This window comes from Cupriavidus sp. GW821-FHT02F09 (genome assembly GCF_059421605.1).
The window spans coordinates 1-16,923 of the sequence record NZ_JBWKVH010000078.1 but is presented as its reverse complement, the minus strand read 5'-3'; the positions used below and the strand labels follow the sequence as shown (position 1 = coordinate 16,923).

General features: G+C 67.1%; 16 protein-coding genes. 5 read left to right on the top strand and 11 right to left on the bottom strand.

Features of this window, described 5'->3' with window-relative positions; translation table 11 throughout:
- Positions 1-315: 315 nt before the first annotated feature.
- From purH to AC07XB_RS38155, 10 genes are all read right to left on the bottom strand, one after another.
- Positions 316-1,890, bottom strand: coding sequence for a bifunctional phosphoribosylaminoimidazolecarboxamide formyltransferase/IMP cyclohydrolase (purH, locus tag AC07XB_RS38200; RefSeq protein ID WP_183034453.1), 1,575 nt, complete (start codon positions 1,888-1,890; stop codon positions 316-318).
- Positions 1,891-1,907: 17 nt separating this feature from the next.
- On the bottom strand, positions 1,908-2,141 hold the full coding sequence (locus AC07XB_RS38195) for a Fis family transcriptional regulator (RefSeq protein WP_006156396.1): 234 nt from the start codon (positions 2,139-2,141) through the stop codon (positions 1,908-1,910).
- Positions 2,138-3,232, bottom strand: coding sequence for a tRNA dihydrouridine synthase DusB (gene dusB / locus AC07XB_RS38190; protein WP_492832948.1), 1,095 nt, complete (start codon positions 3,230-3,232; stop codon positions 2,138-2,140). The genes AC07XB_RS38195 and dusB overlap by 4 nt, the downstream gene beginning before the upstream one ends.
- Before the next feature lie 238 nt (positions 3,233-3,470).
- The gene (locus AC07XB_RS38185; protein WP_492832950.1) at positions 3,471-4,718 is read right to left on the bottom strand and encodes a UbiH/UbiF/VisC/COQ6 family ubiquinone biosynthesis hydroxylase; all 1,248 of its coding nucleotides are present in this window, start codon (positions 4,716-4,718) and stop codon (positions 3,471-3,473) included.
- A complete protein-coding gene (locus AC07XB_RS38180) occupies positions 4,699-5,208 on the bottom strand; it encodes a hypothetical protein (protein WP_492832952.1) in 510 nt (169 codons plus the stop codon). The genes AC07XB_RS38185 and AC07XB_RS38180 overlap by 20 nt, the downstream gene beginning before the upstream one ends.
- On the bottom strand, positions 5,205-6,587 hold the full coding sequence (locus AC07XB_RS38175) for an aminopeptidase P N-terminal domain-containing protein (RefSeq protein ID WP_492376413.1): 1,383 nt from the start codon (positions 6,585-6,587) through the stop codon (positions 5,205-5,207). The genes AC07XB_RS38180 and AC07XB_RS38175 overlap by 4 nt, the downstream gene beginning before the upstream one ends.
- Before the next feature lie 81 nt (positions 6,588-6,668).
- Positions 6,669-7,409: an N-acetylmuramate alpha-1-phosphate uridylyltransferase MurU gene (gene murU, locus AC07XB_RS38170; RefSeq protein ID WP_492376414.1), complete on the bottom strand. Its 741-nt coding sequence runs from the start codon at positions 7,407-7,409 to the stop codon at positions 6,669-6,671.
- A gap of 17 nt (positions 7,410-7,426) precedes the next feature.
- Positions 7,427-7,765, bottom strand: a complete 339-nt coding sequence (locus AC07XB_RS38165; protein ID WP_043343742.1) for an AzlD domain-containing protein — start codon at positions 7,763-7,765, stop codon at positions 7,427-7,429.
- Positions 7,762-8,514 carry an AzlC family ABC transporter permease gene (locus AC07XB_RS38160; protein WP_492376415.1) on the bottom strand — a complete coding sequence of 251 codons (753 nt, stop codon included), beginning with the start codon at positions 8,512-8,514 and terminating at the stop codon, positions 7,762-7,764. The genes AC07XB_RS38165 and AC07XB_RS38160 overlap by 4 nt, the downstream gene beginning before the upstream one ends.
- Positions 8,515-8,545: 31 nt before the next feature.
- On the bottom strand, positions 8,546-9,580 hold the full coding sequence (locus AC07XB_RS38155; protein ID WP_492832955.1) for an aminoglycoside phosphotransferase family protein: 1,035 nt from the start codon (positions 9,578-9,580) through the stop codon (positions 8,546-8,548).
- 156 nt (positions 9,581-9,736) lie between these two features.
- On the opposite strand from AC07XB_RS38155, the gene AC07XB_RS38150 reads away from it, so the two are divergent.
- The 5 genes from AC07XB_RS38150 (at position 9,737) to trpS (ending at position 16,739) form a co-directional block, all read left to right on the top strand.
- Positions 9,737-12,145, top strand: coding sequence for an LPS assembly protein LptD (locus AC07XB_RS38150; protein ID WP_492832957.1), 2,409 nt, complete (start codon positions 9,737-9,739; stop codon positions 12,143-12,145).
- Positions 12,146-12,154: 9 nt separating this feature from the next.
- A complete protein-coding gene (locus tag AC07XB_RS38145; protein ID WP_492832963.1) occupies positions 12,155-13,651 on the top strand; it encodes a peptidylprolyl isomerase in 1,497 nt (498 codons plus the stop codon).
- Between the two features lie 18 nt (positions 13,652-13,669).
- Positions 13,670-14,719, top strand: a complete 1,050-nt coding sequence (pdxA, locus tag AC07XB_RS38140; RefSeq protein ID WP_492376418.1) for a 4-hydroxythreonine-4-phosphate dehydrogenase PdxA — start codon at positions 13,670-13,672, stop codon at positions 14,717-14,719.
- 20 nt (positions 14,720-14,739) lie between these two features.
- The gene (rsmA, locus tag AC07XB_RS38135) at positions 14,740-15,561 is read left to right on the top strand and encodes a 16S rRNA (adenine(1518)-N(6)/adenine(1519)-N(6))-dimethyltransferase RsmA (protein ID WP_174427471.1); all 822 of its coding nucleotides are present in this window, start codon (positions 14,740-14,742) and stop codon (positions 15,559-15,561) included.
- A 155-nt stretch (positions 15,562-15,716) separates the two neighbouring features.
- Positions 15,717-16,739 (top strand): tryptophan--tRNA ligase, encoded by a 1,023-nt coding sequence (gene trpS, locus AC07XB_RS38130; protein WP_492832959.1) that lies wholly within the window; start codon positions 15,717-15,719, stop codon positions 16,737-16,739.
- On the opposite strand, the gene AC07XB_RS38125 is transcribed toward trpS, so the two are convergent.
- Positions 16,729-16,923: hypothetical protein (locus tag AC07XB_RS38125; protein WP_492832961.1), on the bottom strand; the 195-nt coding region annotated here is incomplete at its 5' end. The two genes, trpS and AC07XB_RS38125, sit on opposite strands and share 11 nt — an antisense overlap.

The following is a 16,923-nucleotide window of genomic DNA, read 5'->3' as shown; positions in this document are numbered from 1 at the left end:
GAGCGGCCGGGACCCAAACTCGCATCGCCTTAAGGCGATACTCAGACATGGGTCCCTCTTTTCCGCTCTTTTCGTCGAATCCCGAGGCGCCCCATACGGCCTTGGCACACCTTCACGGCTCGCTTCGCATCGCGCTTGGGTGATTTCCGCCCCTCGGGCGGGAATCACGGCTACACCGAATCCTTCACCTTGCCCGCTGGTTGGCTCCCCTCTCCCGCCTGCGGGAGAGGGGCCGGGGGAGAGGGCGGGCGCTCGCGATGCCGCGATGAGTTCGTTTGCCAAGCCCGCTGCAACCGCACGGACCAGGCCCGGACCTCAATGGCGGAAGTGGCGCACGCCGGTCAACACCATTGCGATATTGCGCTCGTCGGCTGCGGCGATCACTTCGTCGTCGCGCATCGAGCCGCCCGGCTGGATGACGCAGGTGGCACCTGCGTCCACCACGACGTCCAGGCCGTCGCGGAACGGGAAGAAGGCGTCCGATGCCACGGCCGAGCCCGCCAGCGTGAGGCCGGCGTTCTGCGCCTTGATGCTGGCGATGCGGGCCGAGTCCACGCGGCTCATCTGGCCGGCGCCGACGCCTAGCGTCATGCCGCCGCCACAGAACACGATGGCGTTCGACTTGACGAACTTGGCCACGCGCCAGGCGAACATCAGGTCGTCCATTTCCTTGGGCGTGGGCTGGCGCTTGGTCACCACGCGCAGTTCGTCCCGCTGGACGTTCCTGGCGTCGGGGCCTTGCACCAGCAGGCCGCCGCCGACGCGCTTGAAGTCATACGGGTTGAGGCCGTTGCCCAGCGGGATTTCCAGCAGGCGCACGTTCTGCTTGGCAGCAAACACGGCGCGCGCGCCGGCGCTGAACGACGGGGCGATCAGCACTTCGACGAACTGCTTGGCCACGGCTTGGGCGGCGGCTTCGTCCAGCTCGACGTTGAAGGCGATGATGCCGCCGAAGGCCGAGGTCGAGTCGGTCTTGAGGGCTTTTTCGTAGGCTTCCAGCGCATTGGCGCCGATTGCCACGCCGCACGGGTTGGCGTGCTTGATGATCACGCAGGCCGCGCCGGTGGCAGCGCCGAAGGTCTTGACGCATTCCCATGCCGCATCGGCGTCGGCGATGTTGTTGTACGACAGTTCCTTGCCTTGCAACTGCGTGTAGTTGGCCAGCGCGCCGTCGGAGGCTTTCAGGTCGCGGTAGAAGGCGGCTGACTGGTGCGGGTTCTCGCCATAGCGCATTTCCTGCACCTTCTCGAAGGCCAGGTTCAGCGTCTGCGGGTAGGCGCTGCGGGTCTGGTGCGCCTTGTCCGCGCCGAGGCTGGTCAGGTAGTTGGTGATGGCGCCGTCGTACTGCGCGGTGTGGGCGAACACCTTGGTGGCCAGGCGGAAGTTGGTGTCGTAGCCGACGCTGTTGGCGTTGGCGCGCATTTCTTCCAGCACCGGCGCGTAGTCGGCCGGGTCCACGATGACGGTGACGTCGCGGTGGTTCTTGGCGGCCGAGCGCAGCATGGTGGGGCCGCCGATGTCGATGTTCTCGATGGCGTCCGGCAGGGAGCAGTCATCCTTGGCCACGGTTTGCTGGAACGGGTACAGGTTCACGACCAGCAGGTCGATGGTGGGGATGTTGTGCTCGGCGAGAGCCGCCATGTGCTCGGGCAGGTCGCGGCGGGCCAGGATGCCGCCGTGCACTTTCGGGTGCAGGGTCTTGACGCGGCCATCGAGCATTTCGGGGAAACCGGTGTAGTCGGCCACCTCCGTGACGGGCAGGCCGGCGTCGGCCAGCAGCTTGGCGGTGCCGCCGGTGGAGAGCAGCGCGACGCCGAGCGAGTTGAGCTCGCGGGCAAATTCGACGATGCCGGTCTTGTCGGATACGGAGAGGAGGGCTTGCTTGATCATGGCTATGGGGAGACGCTTCAAAGTAAACCGTGCTGCTGCAACTTCTTGCGCAGCGTATTGCGATTGATGCCCAGGTAGGCGGCCGCGAGCGACTGGTTGCGCTCGGCGCGCGCCATCACTGCTTCCAGCAGCGGCCGTTCCACGGCTTCGAGCACCATGTTGTACATATTCGACGGCTCTTCACCGTCCAGGTCGCGAAAGTAGGCACCCAGGCTGTCCCGGATGCACTGGTCGATAGCGTTGCGGCTCATGCGGCAAGCAACTCCCCGTTATTGTTGTTGTTCGACTTGTTGCGTTTCTCGTCGTCGGCATCATCCGTGCCGTCCGCGCCGTCTTCCACATAGACCAGGCGCTCGGACAGCAGCGCCTGCTCATCGAAGAATTCGTTGACCGCGGCGAGCTGGGCCGTGGTGCTGTCCAGCGTGTTCATGCGGTGGCGGAACAGGTTGGCGCCGGCCAGGCCGCGCGTGTACCAGGCAATGTGCTTGCGCGCGGTGCGCACGCCGGTGAACTCGCCGTAGAAGTCGTAGTGGTCTTCCAGGTGCGCGTTCATGATGGCGCGGATCTCGGCCACTTCCGGTGACGGCAGCAGCTCACCGGTGGCCAGGTAGTGCTCGATCTCGCGGAACAGCCAGGGCCGGCCCTGCGCCGCGCGGCCGATCATGATGGCGTCGGCGCCGGTCACGGCCAGCACATGCTTGGCTTTTTGCGGCGTGGTGACGTCGCCATTGGCGACCACGGGGATGGAGAGCGCTGCCTTGACCGCGGCAATGGTCTCGTACTCGGCTTCGCCCTTGTACAGGTCGGCGCGCGTGCGCCCGTGCACGGTGAGCATGCTGATGCCGGCGTCTTCCACCATGCGCGCGATGCGAAGCGCATTGCGGTTCTGGCGGTCCCAGCCGGTACGGATCTTGAGCGTGACGGGCACGCGCGGATCGACCTCGGCCACGGCGGCGACCACCGCCTGGACGATGCGCACCACCAGCGGCTCGTTTTGCAGCAGCGCCGAGCCGGCGGCCACATTGCACACCTTCTTGGCCGGGCAGCCCATGTTGATGTCGATGATCTGCGCGCCGCGCTCCACGTTGTGGCGCGCGGCCTGCGCCATCATGGCCGGCTCGGCGCCGGCGATCTGCACCGCGATGGGCTCGACTTCGCCCGTGTGGTTGGCGCGCCGCATGGTCTTTTCGCTCTTCCACAACTGTGCGTTGGAGGCGACCATTTCGGACACCGCATAGCCCGCCCCCAGCCGTTTGCACAGCTGGCGGAATGGCCGGTCCGTCACACCGGCCATGGGCGCGACGAACAGGTTGTTGCGGAGTTGGTGCGGTCCGATTTGCACGATAGAGACTGGTAGCGACTGTAGCGACTGACGAGGGGCCGCAAGGCGGCCCGCAACTAGACAAAAATGAAAATGGCATGCCCTGCCGAAACAGTGCTCGGCGTCATTCAGTGGGCATGTGTGAGGGCAGGATTTTACCGCCAAACGCCCCGGGTTGCTCAAGATTTGAGCAAATATTGCACCGGGCCGGATTGCAAACAATGTTGACAACAGGGCCGCCGGCGGCCCTTGGCAGCCTTTAGCGGCGCATGCCGTACATCATCTGGTGCGCCAGCGTGTCCTTGAGCGGTCCCAGGCAAGCGAGCGCCGCCAGGGACGCCCCACGCGCGTGGGCAGCGAGCGGGTAGGAAACGCCAAACACGCGCGGCAGCAGGTCGGTCACGCCGATGGTGACGGCCCGATCCAGCTTTTGTTGCGCCGCAAACGCCTGCAAGGCCTGCGGGCTGCAGTCGGCGCGCAGCGCGAGCGCCAGGGCAAAGGCGTCGCGCAGGCCGAGGTTGAGACCCTGGCCGGCTACCGGATGTAGCGTCTGCGCCGCATTGCCGACCGCTACCACGCGGCCCTGCACGGTGACGGGCGCCGCGTTCAGCCCAAGCGGGAAGGCATGGCGCTTGCCAATGCCGGTGAAGCGGCCCATGCGCGGGCCGAAGGCTTGTTCCAGTTCAGCCAGGAACTCCCCTTCGGGCAGCGCGAGCCGGCGCGCCGCTTGTTCCGGCGGGCAGCACCAGACCAGGGCGTAGCCGGGTGTGCCGTGCTCTTCATGCGGCAGCAGTGCCAGCGGGCCTTCCTCCGTAAAGCGCTCCCAGGCCCAGCCGGGCTGCGGGCGCGAGCAGGCCACGTGGGCCACGATGGCGGTCTGCCCATAGTCGCGCCGGTATTTCCGCCCCTGCACGCCACGCTCCGCGCGGGTGGACTGCTGGTGGAACAGGCCGCCTTCGGCCTGCACCACCAGGCGCGCGCCGAAGGCGGCGGGCTGCTGGTCATGCCCATGGCCGCAGAGGCGCACCAGGCTGGCTGCAGCCGTATCGGGACCAGATTGCTCCAGCTGATCGATGCGCGTCTCGTAGACCCGTCGCAGGCGTTCGCCAGCGGGGGCGGGGCTGGCCTGGACGGCCTGGGCCAGCGCACGCTCGAGTGCCTCGCACAATTCGCCGTAGCGCACCACATAGCCCAGCGCAGGTACGTCGTAGTCGTGGCTGTGGAGCTTGACGTGGCCGAACCGCCCGCGTTGCGACACATGGATATGCTCGATCGGGGTGACAGCGCGGGGCCACGCGCCGATCTGCTCAAGCAGCTGGCGGCTGCCGTACGACAGCGCGATGGCGCGCGGATCGCGGGACGCGCGCGCCGGCGTGGCGGCGTCGATCAAGGTCAGGCGCCACGGGCTCTTGCGCAGCAACAGGCAGGCCAGCGCGAGGCCTACCGGCCCTGCGCCGACGATGGCGATATCCGTGTCCGCGCAGGCTTCAGTGCTTGCCGGGCTCATGCGCGCTGCCTGGCTGGGCGACGAGGTTGCTGTCGTTGCTCGCATTGCCCATGGCGCCGGACTCCGCCGGCTGTATGCCGCGCTTCCAGCAGTTGGCGTCGGTGCGGTGCTTGCCCGCCGCCGCGTCGCTCAGGGCGTTGTCCAGCTTCTGCTGGTTGAAGCCGGGAAATGCCTGCAGGCGTTCCACCAGCGCCGCATGGTTGGCCGCGTCGAGCGGTACCACGCAGCCCCGGGGCGTGCCGTCGGCCTTGGGGTCTCCCACCAGGATCAGCCAGGCCTTCCCGGCCCATGGCTCGCGGTTCGAGACCCGCACCACCACGCGTTCGATCACGTCCCATTCGAGTTCTTCGCGCTGACCATCGGGGCGATGCACGACCAGGCGGTCATCATAGAGGTTGACCACGAACGGTTGCGCGGGATCAACGGCGCGTGCGCGGCTGGTCTGTGGGCGCTCGCCGCTCGGAAGTATCTTGCGTAGCCAACTGATCATCGTGTACCTCCCGCGTCGCGCATCAGCGCCTCGATTTCGTCCGCCTTGACCGGCACGCCGCGCGTCATCAGCTCGCAGCCGCCCCCGGTGACAACCGCATCGTCCTCGATGCGGATGCCGATATGCCAGAAGCGCTCCGGCACTTCCGGTGCCGGGCGCACGTAGATGCCGGGCTCCACCGTCAGCACCATGCCGGGCGCGAGGGGACGCCAGGCGCGTTCGCCCTCGGCCGGCGCGGCGCCGGGCACGCGGTACTCGCCCACGTCATGCACGTCCATGCCCAGCCAGTGGCCGGTGCGGTGCATGTAGAACTGGCGGTAGCTGCCGCTGGCGAGTACCTCGTCCAGGCCGCCGCAACGGTTCGCGTCGAGCAGGCCGGTATCAAGCATGCCCTGCGCCAGCACTCGCGTGGCGGCGTCGTGCGGCACGTTGTAGGGCACGCCGGGGCGGGTCTCGGCGATGGCGGCTTCCTGCGCCGCCACCACCAGGTCGTACAGCTCGCGCTGGGCTGGCGAAAAGCGGCCGGAGACGGGGAAGGTGCGGGTGATGTCGGACGCGTAGCCATCGAGCTCGCAGCCGGCGTCGATCAGGCACAGGTCGCCATCGCGCAGCTCGGCGGGGCCGGCGCGGTAGTGCAGCACGCAGGCATTGGGGCCGGTGGCGACGATCGAGTTGTAGGCGACGCTCTGCGCACCGTGGCGGCGGAATTCGTAGAGCAGCTCGGCTTCCAGGTGGTATTCGCGCAGGCCCTCGCGCGAAGCACGCATGGCGCGCACATGGGCCTGGGCCGAGATCTCGGCGGCGCGGCGCATGGTGGCGATCTCGCCGGCGTCCTTGAACAAGCGCATCTCGTCGAGGATGGTGCGGATGTCGATCGCCGTCGATGGCGCGGTCACGCCGGCACGGCCCTGCATGCGCACCGTTTCGAGCCAGCGCCGCACCTGCATATCGGTGCGGGTGTTGGCGGCCAGCGGGTAGGCCACCACAGCGTGGTCGGCCAGCAGCGAGGGCAGCAGGGCGTCGATTTCCTCGACCGAATGTGCCTCGTCGAAGCCGAAGGCCGCCTGCGCGCCTTCCGGGCCATAGCGGAAGCCATCCCAGATCTCGCGCTCCTCGTGCTTGGGGCGGCAGAACAGGATGCTGCGCTCGGCGCCGCCCGCCTGCGCCACCAGGACCAGCACGGCCTCCGGCTCGGTGAAGCCGGTCAGGTAATAGAAATAGCTGTCATGGCGATAGGGATAGTCGCTATCGCGGTTGCGCATGGCTTCCGGCGCGGTGGGCAGGATCGCCACGCCGCCGCCGGCGGCGCGTAATTGCTGCAGCACGCGGGCGCGCCGGTCGCGACAGGCGAGAAGGAGGGCGGAGTCGGGTGCGGACATGTGTTGGGCCACGTGGATGGGGAATAGGACGATTCTAACGCCGTCGGATTGCCGGCGCGGGGCTGGACTGGCCGGACCCGCTCAGGGCAAGGGTGCGCAAGCGGTGCCGGCTCGCGCTAGCACCAGGGCATCGAGGGCCGCCAGCTGGGCCGGCGTGCCGACGTTCTCCCAGGCGCCGTCGAAGCGCTCGCCGCTGGCCAGCCCGGCCGCCACGGCGGCGCGATAGTAGGGCGTCATGGCAACTTTCTGGCCGGGCTCGATGGCGGTGAACAGCCGGGTGTCGTACAGGCCGATATTGCCGAAGGTCAGGCTCGGCGCCGTCGCCGTGGGCGTGAGCGACAACAGGCCGTTGGCGCCGAGCGCAAAATCGCCGCCCGGATGGAACGGCGGATTGGGCACCATCACCAGGTGCATGCGCGGCTCGGGCGCACCGGCCATGGCGCGCGCGCGGGGCAGCAGGGCGCGGAAGTCGTAATCGGTGAAGATGTCGCCGGATACCGCCAGGAAGATCTCGCCGCGCTCGGGTGCGGCCGACAACAGCGGCAGCGCCTGGGCGATGCCGCCGGCGGTTTCCAGCGCGCTGGGCTCGGCTGAGTACGCCAGGCGAACGCCGAAGCGGTTGCCATCACCGAGCGCCTGCTCGATCTGCTCGCCGAGCCAGGCGTGGTTGATCACGATGTCCTTGAAGCCGGCGCGCGCCAGCGCCTCGATCTTCCAGACGATCAGCGGCTTGCCGCCCACCTGCAGCAGCGGCTTGGGATGGGCATCGGTCAGCGGGCGCATGCGTTCGCCGCGCCCGGCTGCAAAAATCATGGCTTTCAATGCAGGGTCTCCGGCGCTTATTTCAGCGCGTGGTTCAGCAGGTATGTCAGCGCGATCAGGGTGCCCATGCCGCCAGCGATGGTCCAGCCAATGCTGCGCGTCCTGGCGGCGATGACAATGGCCACCAGCCCGGCTACCAGGCGCGCATTGCCGGGGCCGATGTCGACGTGGCCATCACGCATCAGCAGGTCGGGCGCGATCAACGCCGACAGCATGGCGGCCGGCACGAATTGCAGCGCGGTGCGGAACCACGACGGCAGCCGCACCCGGCCTTCCACGGCAATGAAGGACAGGCGGATCAGGAAGGTGGCGAGGCCGGCGCCGATAAACACCAGCAGCAGGGTGAGCTGGCTCATGCGGCGGGCTCCGTCGCGGCCGGCTTGCGCTGCCTGCGGTCCTTGCCAAGCAGCAGCATGCCCGCGGCAATCCCGCCCAGCGCCGCGACCATCAGGCCAAGCTTGTGCGGCATGCCGTAGCAGGCCACCGCCAGCGCCGTGGCCGCCAGCGCCGCCGCGGCGTGCGAGCGGTGCTTGATGCCGGGCACGATGATGGCGATGAAGGTGAGCGGCAGGAAGAAATCAAGCGGCCAGTCGCGCGGGACCTGGGCGCCCACCAGCACACCCGCCAGCGTCGAGACCTGCCAGCTGGCCCACAGCGCGAAGCCGGCGCCAAAGAAGAACCAGTGGCGGTAGCGCTTGTGTTCGTCGTCGTCGCTGAGGCGCCGCGTCATGGCGGCGAAGGCCTCGTCGGTCAGCAAGTAGGAGATGAGTGCCTTCCAGCGGCCCGGCAGGTGCGCCAGCGCCGGGGCCATGGTGGCCGAGTACAGCGCATGGCGCAGGTTGACCATGGCGACCGTCACGGCGATCAGCACCGCCGGCGTGCCCGCCGCCCACAGTTGCGTCAGGATCATCTGCGAGGCGCCGCCGAACACGATTGCGCTCATGGCGCAGGCCAGCCACGCGGGCATGCCGGCGTTGACCGCCAGCACGCCGTAGATCAGGCCGAACGGCGCCACGCCAAGCAGCATCGGCGCCAGCGCCCGCACGCCAGCCCACCACTCGCCGCCGCGGGTGAGCGTGGCCGTGGGATCGCCACCGGATGTCATGGCTGTGCGTCCGTCATGGCTTGCGCCGGCATCAGAACGTGTAGCCGACCGGGCGTTCGACGCCGTCGAGGGCGTCGAACAGCCGTACCAGCCTGCGCAGCTCGATGTAGCGGCCCGCCACCTGGCGCGCGTACTTGAGCACCAGCGGCAGGTTGGCCAGGTAGCCATCCTTGCCGTCGCGATGGTACAGGCGGGCAAAGATGCCGAGTACCTTGAGGTGGCGCTGCAGGCCCATCCACTCGAAATCCCGGTAGAAGTCACCAAAATCGGGCGCCACCGGCAGCCCGGCCTTGCGCGCGCGCTCCCAGTAGCGGATCAGCCAGTCGAGCTGCTCCTGCTCGTCCCATTCAATATAGGCATCGCGCCACAGCGACACCGCATCATAGGTAATGGGGCCGATCACCGCGTCCTGGAAATCCAGGATGCCGGGATTGGCCTCGCCCTCAAGCACCATCAGGTTGCGTGAGTGATAGTCGCGATGCACATACACCTGCGGCTGTGCCAGGTTGTTGGCCAGCAGCGTCTGCATCACTTCGGCCAGCCCGGATTCCTGGTCGGGCGTCAGTGTCACGCCCAGGTGCCGGGCCACGTACCACTGCGGGAACAGGTCGACTTCGCGCTGCAGCAGCACGCGGTCGTAGGCGGGCAAGGTGCCGGGGCGGGTCGCGAGCTGGATCTTCACAAGCGCGGCGGCGGCATCGCCATAAAGGCCGCGCGCGCTGGCCGCGTCCAGCCGCGACAGATACGTGGTGTTGCCCAGGTCGCTGAGCAGCAGGAAGCCTTGCTCGAGGTTCTGCGCCAGTACCTTGGGCACGCTCACGCCGGCAGCGCCGAACAGTTCCGCGACATGGATGAAGGGGCGGCAGTCCTCCTGCGCGGGAGGCGCATCCATCACGATCACGCTCGGATGGTCGGGGTGGCTGGTGCTGGCCCGGAAGTACCGCCGGAAGCTGGCGTCAGCCGATGCGGGGGTACAGGAGTCGGGGTTAATGGGCCAGGCCGGACCGAGTCCGGACACCCAGACTTTGAGCTGGTCGAGACGCGGGTCGAGAGGATGTGCTGCCATGCCGGAAAGGGAGAATAGGATGCCCCGTATAATACCCGACCAGACCCGGGCCCCGGGGCGGCTCCCAGGCGGGCCTCCTACAGCCCGACAGCCTGCTTCGGCGGTGGCTGGCGGTTGCTGGGCCGCCGCCGCCGCTCTGACTCATGACCCGCTCGCATGACCGAACAACGACGATCACCGAACCAGAAGGCTAGCAAGACACCGGCACGACTCCCCGGCAGCGCGTTGCGCCCGCTCGTGTTGGCCATGGCCGGCTGGTCGGTGGGTGCGCACGCGCAGGCCGTGAGCTCCGCCATTCCCGACCTGCCGGTGGCCGAGCCGACCGTCGAAGCGGCACCCGAGGCCCCGCCGGTAGCCGGCGAACTGGTGCCGCGTCTGGCCGAGCCGGGCACGGCCAAGACCAAGACGGCCGAGCCGGACGACAACCCGCCCACCTTTGTCTCGGGCGATCGCATGACCGGCTATAACCAGCGTGGCGTGGAGCTCGAGGGCAACGCCGAGCTGCGCCGCAATGGCGGCGTGGTCAAGGGCGACAAGCTCACCTACGACCAGGACAGCGACGAGGCTTTTGTCCACGGCAATGCCCGCATTGCCCGCGACGGCTCGCTCTCGGTCGGGCCGGAAGCCCGGCTGCGGGTCGAGGCCAACGAAGGCTACATGCTGTCTCCGGACTACTATTTCCAGGAAACCGGCGGCTCGGGCAAGGCCGAGCGCATCGATTTTATCGACAAGAACCTCAGCACGATCAAGCGCGCCACCTATACGACCTGTTCGCCGGACAACGCGGACTGGTATTTCAGCGCGCGCGAGCTCGATATCGACAGCGACCGCCAGGTCGGCACTGCCTATGGCGGCGTGCTGCGCTTTTTCGACGTGCCGATCATGGCCGCGCCGGTGTTCAGCTTCCCCTTGAACAGCGAGCGCCGCAGCGGCGTGCTGCCGCCGCTGTTCGGCTATAGCTCGCGCTCGGGTGCGGACCTGACGGTGCCGTACTACTTCAATATCGCGCCCAACCGGGATCTGACGTTGTTCCCGCGCTATATGTCCTCGCGCGGCGCCCAGCTCGGTAGCGATTTCCGCTATGTGGATGCCAGATATTCAGGACGTATTCGCGGGGACTTTCTACCCGATGACCAGAAGACGAAAGGCAATCGCTGGTCCTATTCGGTCCAGCACAACCAGAATCTTGCTCCTGGCCTGAATGCCTACGTCAACCTGAACAAGGTATCGGACGCGCAGTACCCCAACGACCTGGGCCGCTCGGTGACCCAGGCAACGCAACTGCAGTACACGCAGGAAGGAGGCATCAGCTATGGCTGGCAGGACTTCCTGGTGCTTGCGCGAGTGCAAAAATTCCAGACGCTGGCGCCCAGTGGCCCCTCGTACGAGCGCGTGCCGCAGTTGAACGGCAGGTATACGCGCTACGATTTCGGCGGCTTCGACGTGCAGGTGGAGGCCGACTACACGCGCTTCCGAATCCCTCTGACCTCTACAGGCGTGCAGCAACCGCAGGGCGAGCGAGTCTTCATCCAGCCGTCGATCAGTTATCCGATCGTGCGTCCGGGCTGGTTCGTCACGCCAAAGGTGATGTTCAACGCCACTCAGTACCAGATGGAGCCGGCCTCCGTCACAGCGGGATCGCCCACCACGCTCAACCGCGCTCTGCCGACCATGAGCCTGGATTCGGGCATGACCTTTGAGCGCGATGCGCCGACCGTGAGCCGGCTTTTTGGCGTCAACTATGTGCAGACGTTGGAACCACGCCTGTTCTATGTCTACACGCCGTTCCGCGACCAGAGCCAGTTCCCGCTATTCGATACGGTGCAGTCGGACTTTGGTTACGGGCAGATTTTCAGCGAGAACCCGTTCACCGGCTACGATCGCATCGCTGACAACAACAAGCTGACGGCAGGCGTGACCACGCGCCTGATCGAGGCAAGCAGCGGCATTGAGCGTTTCCGCGGCACGATTGCGCAGCGCATTGACTTCACCGGCCAGCGCGTGCAGATCAACGGCACCGAGCCGGTGGGCAAGGCGGGATATTCTGACCTGCTGGCGGCAACCACGATCCAGATGTTCAAGGGTTACTACCTCGATGCTGGGTTGCAGTACAACCCCGACACCGAGCGGGTGATCTATTCGAATATCGCCTTCGCATGGCGGCCCGAGGCGCGCAAGACGTTCAATATCGGCTATCGCTACCGGCGCCCGACCTCGGTGACGGACAATTCCGCCATCGACCAGTTCGAGGTTTCGAGCCAGTGGCCGCTGACACAGCGCACCTACGGCATCGGCCGGGTCGCGTTCGACATGAATGCTAGCCAACTGGTGGACGCGCTGGCCGGCTTCGAATACGCAGCGGATTGCTGGGTTGGCCGTGTGGTCTACCAGCGCTTCCGCAATACCACGCAGGGCTACACCGGACGCATCTTCTTCCAGGTGGAGTTCCGCGGGTTGTCCAAGATCGGTTCCAATCCGCTGGATGTGCTGCGGCTGAACGTGCCGGGTTATGAGCCCGTCCTCGCCAAGCCTGTTATCCCATCCCAGCTCGACCACTATGAATGACGGACCATGATGAAACGTCAAGAATTCAACGCGCTCTCCTCGATGTCTTCCCGCCTGACCGGCTGGCAAAGCCTGCTGCTGACCGCACTGCTGGCCGCCTTCGCACTGCCGGCTTCGGCACAGCTGAAGGCGCCCGGGCAGAAGGCCACCGGCATCTTCATGCCCCAGGCCGGCGACAGCGCTGCCGCCTCGCCCAGCCAGCCGCGCCTGGGCGTGACGCAGCCGGGCACGAGCGCGCAGCGCTCGCAACTGGTGGACGAGGTGGTGGCGATCGTCAACAACAGCGTGATCACGCGGCGCGAATTGCTGGACCGCGCCGACGAGATCGAATCGCAGCTGCGCCAGGCCAACCGCCCGGTGCCGGCGCGCGCCGACCTGCTGGGCGAAGTGCTCGAGCGGCTGGTGATGGAGCGGGTCCAGACGCAAGCGGCGCAGGATGCCGGCATCAAGGTGACCGATCAGGAAGTCGATCGCGCCATTGAGTCGGTCGCGCAGCAAAACCACATCAATGCGACCGACCTGCGCAGCCAGGTCGAGCGCAGCGGCATGACCTGGACCAAGTATCGTGACGAGCTGCGCAAGCAGGTCCAGGTGATCCGCCTGCGCGAGCGCGAGGTGGATTCCAAGATCCAGGTCTACGACGGCGAGATCGACAACTATCTCGCGGCGAATGGCGCACCGGGCGCGGCCGCCACCGCCACCGGCCCCACCGAATACAACGTGGCCCAGATCCTGGTGCGCGTGCCGGAAGATGCCTCCGAGGCGCAGAAGGCAGCCTTGCGCGCCAAGGCCGAAGGGGTGCTCAAGCAGGCTCAGGGCGGTGCGGATTTCGCCCAGCTGGCGCAGGGCTCCGACGGCCCTGAGGCCGCTCAGGGAGGCTCGCTCGGCTTCCGTGAAATCGGCCGGCTGCCGGCGCTGTTTGCCAATGCCGTGCTTGACCTGCAGCCTGGTGGCGTGGCGCCCCAGGTCATCGAGAGCGCCAACGGTTTCCATGTGCTCAAGCTGGTGGCCAAGCGCACCGCGCCGCCGGCAGCGTCGAACCCGGCGGCCAGCGATCGCATCACGCAGACCCAGGTGCGCCATATCCTGATCCGCACCGGCCCCAACATGCCGGAGGCCGAGGCACGCCGCCAGCTTGCCACGCTGCGCGACCGGATCACCCACGGCGGCGACTTTGCCGACGCGGCCAAGCGCTTCTCCCAGGATGGGTCGGCGCAGAACGGCGGCGATCTCGGCTGGGTATCGCCGGGCGAGCTGGTGCCGGAGTTCGAGCAGGCCATGAGCCGCCTGCGCCCGGGCGAGGTGTCCGAGCCCATCGTCACGCAGTTCGGCGTGCATCTGATCCAGGTGCTCAATCGCCGCGAGACCGAGATCACGCCGGAGAAGCAGCGCGACTTCGCCCGCGCGGAGATTCGCGAGCAGAAGGTGCGCGCGGCGTATGAAGACTGGCAGCGCCAGTTGCGCCAGGCCGCCTACGTGGAATACCGCGTCAACCGCCAGCGCTAACCAGAACGCATCGCCACCATGTCCGAGCCGCTCGCGCTAGCCATCACCACCGGGGAACCCGCCGGCATTGGCCCCGACATTACCGTCGGCGCCTTGCTGCAACTTGCCGGCGAGCATCCGCAGGTGCGTTTTCACGTGCTTGGCGACGCGGGCCTGCTGGCGGCGCGCGCCGCCGCGCTGGGTGTCGCGCAAGCCTGGGCGCACCGGCTTGCGGATGGCAGCGTGGTGTGCGACGACATCCCTCTGGCCGTGCCTTGCGATGCTGGCCGGCTGGATGCGCGCAACGGCGGCTATGTGCTCGCCTTGCTCGATGCAGCCATCGATGGCTGCATGGGCGGGACCAGTGGCACGCGGCGTTTTGCCGGCATGGTGACCGCGCCCGTGCAGAAGAGCACCATCAACGATGCCGGCGTGCCCTTCACCGGGCACACCGAATACCTGGCCGAGCGCGCCGGCGTGCCGCGCGTCGTGATGATGCTGGCCGGCCCGCAGCCCGCGCATGGCAACGCCATGCTGCGCGTGGCGCTGGCCACCACCCACCTGCCATTGCGCGCGGTGCCCGACGCGCTGACCGTGTCCATGCTGGAAGAAACGCTGGCCATCGTCGACCACGACCTGCGCCGGCATTTCGGCATCGCCCGGCCGCGTATCCTGGTGACCGGCCTGAACCCGCATGCCGGCGAAAGCGGCCATATGGGCCGCGAGGAGATCGATGTGATCATTCCCGCGCTGGCCCATGCCGTGGACGCGGGCATCGATGCCCGCGGCCCGTACCCGGCCGACACGCTGTTCCAGCCCCGCCATCTAGATGGGGCTGACTGCGTGCTGGCGATGTACCACGACCAGGGCCTGGCCCCGCTCAAGTACGGCACATTTGGCCACGGCGTGAACATCACGCTGGGGCTGCCTTTTATCCGCACCTCGGTCGACCATGGCACTGCGCTCGACCTGGCCGCAAGTGGCCAGGCCGAGCACGGCAGCATGATCGAGGCGATCCGCAACGCCATCGTCATGGCCGGCCACGCCAACGGCCGGCCGCGCGCCGCGCCGCTGGTGGCAACACGCTGACGCCCGAGCGAGACCTAACTATGCGTTCCAACGTACACCAGGGCCATGTGGCCCGCAAACGATTCGGACAGAACTTCCTGGTCGATGACGGCATCATCCACGGCATCGTCAGTGCCATCGACCCGCAGCACGGCGATACCCTGGTCGAAATCGGCCCCGGCCTCGGCGCGCTGACCCAGCCGCTGCTGGAGCGCTTGCCGCAGATGCAGGTGGTCGAGCTTGACCGCGACCTGGTGGAGCGCCTGCGCCGCCGCTACGGCGAACGGCTGGTGATCCACGCCGGCGACGCGCTGGCCTTCGATTTCGGCAAGCTGTGCGAAGCCGGCAAGCCGCTGCGCATCGTCGGCAACCTGCCCTACAACATCTCCAGCCCGCTGCTGTTCCACCTGGCCGAGTTTGCCGACCAGGTGCGCGACCAGCACTTCATGCTGCAAAAGGAGGTGGTCGAGCGCATGGTGGCCGAGCCAGGCAGCAAAGCCTTCGGGCGGCTGTCGATCATGCTGCAGGTGCGCTATCACATGGAGCATGTGCTCGACGTGCCGCCGGCCTCGTTCAACCCGCCGCCCAAGGTTGACTCCGCCGTGGTGCGCATGATCCCCTGGCCGCGCCAGCCCGATGGCCAGTTGCGCTCGCCGTATCCCGCGTGCAACCTGACGGTGCTGGGCGACGTGGTGGCCGCGGCGTTCTCGCAGCGGCGCAAGGTCCTGCGAAATACACTGTCGATGCTGCGCGACCAGGTCGATTTTGAAGCCCTTGGCTTCGACCTGGCGCGGCGCGCCGAGGAAGTCCCCGTGGCCGAGTACGTCGGCCTGGCGCGCCAGCTTGAAACCCCGGCTACATGATGCGCGCGACCGGCTCTCGTTCCCATTGGCGGCGCTGCTGAACGCAGCGGCACGTCGTCATCCCCTGATCCCGACTCCAGCCGCCGCAGCCCGGTTGGCAGCACTCTGCCTGCGCTGACCGGCACCGCGGCGCTTCTCTTACCCAAGGAAATGCCATGACTAGCGAAACGCAGGCGCCCCAGCGCAAGGTCATCCTCACCGGCGACCGTCCCACCGGCCAGCTTCACCTGGGCCACTACGTTGGCTCGCTCAAGAGCCGCGTGGCGCTGCAGGATACCCACAAGCAATATCTGCTGCTGGCCGACACCCAGGCCATGACCGACAACGCGCACGATCCGGACAAGGTGAGGCGCAACGTGCTGGAAGTGGCGCTCGACTACCTCGCGGTCGGCATCGACCCGGCCAAGACCACCATCACGGTGCAGTCGCACCTGCCCGCGCTGGCCGAGCTGACCCTGATGTACCTGAACTTCGTCACGGTCGCCCGGCTCGAACGCAACCCGACCATCAAGGAAGAGATCCAGGCGCGCGGCTTCGGCCGCGATATCCCGGCGGGCTTCCTGTGCTACCCGGCTTCGCAAGCTGCCGACATCACCGGCTTCAAGGCCACCGTGGTGCCGGTCGGCGAGGACCAGGCCCCCCTGATCGAGCAGACCAACGAGATCGCGCGCCGAATCAACCACCAGGTTGGCCGCGAAGTGCTGCCGGAAGCCGCCGCGCTGATCCCGCGCTTTGGCCGGCTGCCCGGCGTCGACGGCAAGGCCAAGATGAGCAAGTCGCAAGGCAACGCCATCTCGCTGGCGGCCACGCCCGAGCAGGTCAAGGAAGCGGTCATGCGCATGTACACCGACGCCAACCACCTCAAGGTGTCCGATCCGGGCCAGGTGGAGGGCAATGTAGTGTTCACCTACCTCGACGCGTTCGACGAGGCGGTCGATGAAGTGGCCGAGTTGAAGGAGCACTATCGGCGCGGCGGCTTGGGTGACATGGTCCTCAAGCGCAGGCTCGATGGCGTGCTGCAAGGGCTGCTGGCGCCGATTCGTGAGCGGCGCGAGGAGCTGGCCAAGGATCCGGCCTCTGTGTTTGACATTTTGAAGCAGGGGACGGAGCAGGCACGGTTGGTGACGCAGGCTACGTTGGATGAAGTGCGCGAGGCGTTGGGGACTTTTAGGTTTTGAGGTTGAATTGTTGGGGGTTGTAGGTTAATGGCAACTGCAACTGCAACTGCAACTGCAACTGCAACTGCAACTGCAACGGCTTAACGTCAAGGTCAACTTCAACTGCCGTTTCACCTCCCCTGCGGGGAGGCGACCTACTTTCTTGTCTCGCCAAGAAAGTAGGCAAAGAAGCGACCCGGATGGG